This is a genomic window from Streptomyces sp. NPDC058662 (assembly GCF_042716255.1).
Classification (GTDB): domain Bacteria; phylum Actinomycetota; class Actinomycetes; order Streptomycetales; family Streptomycetaceae; genus Streptomyces.
The window spans coordinates 1-1,930 of sequence record NZ_JBHXRU010000212.1; the positions used below are offsets into that span (position 1 = coordinate 1).

The window sequence follows — 1,930 nt, forward strand, 5'->3', positions numbered from 1 at the left end:
TCCCGCCCCCCGCGCCCGCCCGCGCCCCCCCGCACCCGCCCGCCCCGGGGGCTGCCGCCGCAGCCGCCGACGGGCCGCCACGAACCGGTAGATCCGCTTCCGTTCGGAGCCGCGTCAGCAGGCTGGCGACAAACGGTGATGACGCAGGCCTCCGCGCGTATGAAGATGTCCGCATGCCCGATACCCTCATCACCACCGGCGAAGGCGACCGTCTGCCTCGTCAGGTTGCCGACGCCTACGTGGACGACCTGATCGCCCTCGACCCGATCACCGGCACCTACCTCGGTGTCGCCGCCAGCTCCGGCAAGCTCCCGGACTTCTCCCCGGCCGGTTCCGCCGCGGTCGCCGAGCTGTCCCGCACCACCCTCGCCCGCCTCGACGCCGCCGAACGCCTGCCGGGCGCCGATTCCGACGCCGAGCGCCGCTGCGCCCGCCTGCTGCGCGAACGCCTCACCGCCGGGCTCGCGATCCACGAGGCCGACGAGGACCTGCGCGCGGTCAGCAACATCCACGCCCCCGCGCACAGCGTCCGGGAGGTCTTCCCGCTGACCCCCGCCGAGACCGAGGAGGACTGGGCGGCCATCGCCGAGCGGCTGCGCGCGGTCCCGGCCGCCTTCGCGGGCTACCGCGAGAGTCTCCAGCTCGGCCTGGACCGGGGCCTGCTCGGCGCCCCGCGCCCGACCGCCACCTTCGTCGCACAGCTCACCACCTGGGCCGGCCAGGACCCGGACGGTGCCCGGGACTTCTTCGGCGAGTTCGCCACGGCCGGCCCGGAGCGGCTGCGCCCCGAGCTCGACAAGGCCGCCGCCCTGGCGACCGGGGCCGTCGTGGAGCTCCGCGACTGGATGCGGGACGTGTACGCCCCGGCCGTCGCGGACGCCCCCGACACCGTGGGCCGCGAGCGCTATGCCCGCTGGTCGCGCTACTTCAACGGCACCGACCTGGACCTGGACGAGGCCTACGCGTACGGCTGGTCCGAGTACCACCGGCTGCTCGCCGAGATGAAGGCCGAGGCCGCGAAGATCCTGCCCGGCGCCGGCCCCTGGGAGGCGCTGCGCCACCTGGACGAGCACGGCACGCACATCGAGGGCGTCGACGAGGTCCAGGCCTGGCTGCAGGGGCTCATGGACGAGGCCATCGAGAATCTGGACGGCACGCACTTCGAGCTCGCCGAGCGGGTGAAGAAGGTGGAGTCCATGATCGCCCCGCCCGGCGGTCCGGCGGCTCCGTACTACACCAACCCCTCGGAGGACTTCTCCCGTCCGGGGCGCACCTGGCTGCCGACGATGGGCCAGACCCGCTTCCCCGTCTACGACCTGGTCTCCACCTGGTACCACGAGGGCGTCCCCGGCCACCACCTCCAGTTGGCCCAGTGGACGCACGTCGCCGACCAGCTCTCCCGCTACCAGGCGGGTGTCGGCCTGGTCAGCGCCAACGCCGAGGGCTGGGCCCTGTACGCGGAACGCCTGATGGACGAGCTGGGCTACCTCAAGGACGCGGAGCAGCGCCTGGGTTACCTGGACTGCCAGATGATGCGCGCGGCGCGGGTCATCGTGGACATCGGCATGCACCTGGAGCTGGAGATCCCGGCGGACTCGCCGTTCCATCCGGGCGAGACGTGGACGGTGGACCTGGCGCAGGAGTTCTTCGGCCTGCACAGCGGGCGGCCGGGGGACTTCGTCGAGAGCGAGCTGACCCGGTACCTGTCGATGCCGGGGCAGGCGATCGGCTACAAGCTGGGCGAGCGCGCCTGGCTGCTCGGCCGGGACAACGCGCGGGCCGCGCACGGCGAGTCCTTCGACCTGAAGGCCTGGCACATGGCGGCGCTGTCGCAGGGCTCGCTGGGCCTCGACGACCTGGTGGACGAGCTGTCGAAGCTCTGACCGGCGCTGTCGCGGGTACGGCGACGGGCCGCCCGCCCCTCCGGGGG

1 protein-coding gene is annotated in these 1,930 nt (G+C 73.4%); it reads left to right on the forward strand.

Annotated elements, in window-relative coordinates:
- Nucleotides 1–173 precede the first annotated feature (173 nt).
- Complete coding sequence (locus ACFWUQ_RS31425; protein ID WP_384544820.1) at nucleotides 174–1,883, forward strand: DUF885 domain-containing protein; 1,710 nt, start codon at nucleotides 174–176, stop codon at nucleotides 1,881–1,883.
- Nucleotides 1,884–1,930 lie beyond the last annotated feature (47 nt).

Excerpts from the sequence above, each read along its gene's own strand:
- ACFWUQ_RS31425 (WP_384544820.1), top strand. The coding sequence starts at position 174 with ATGCCCGATACCCTCATCACCACCGGCGAAGGCGACCGTCTGCCTCGT.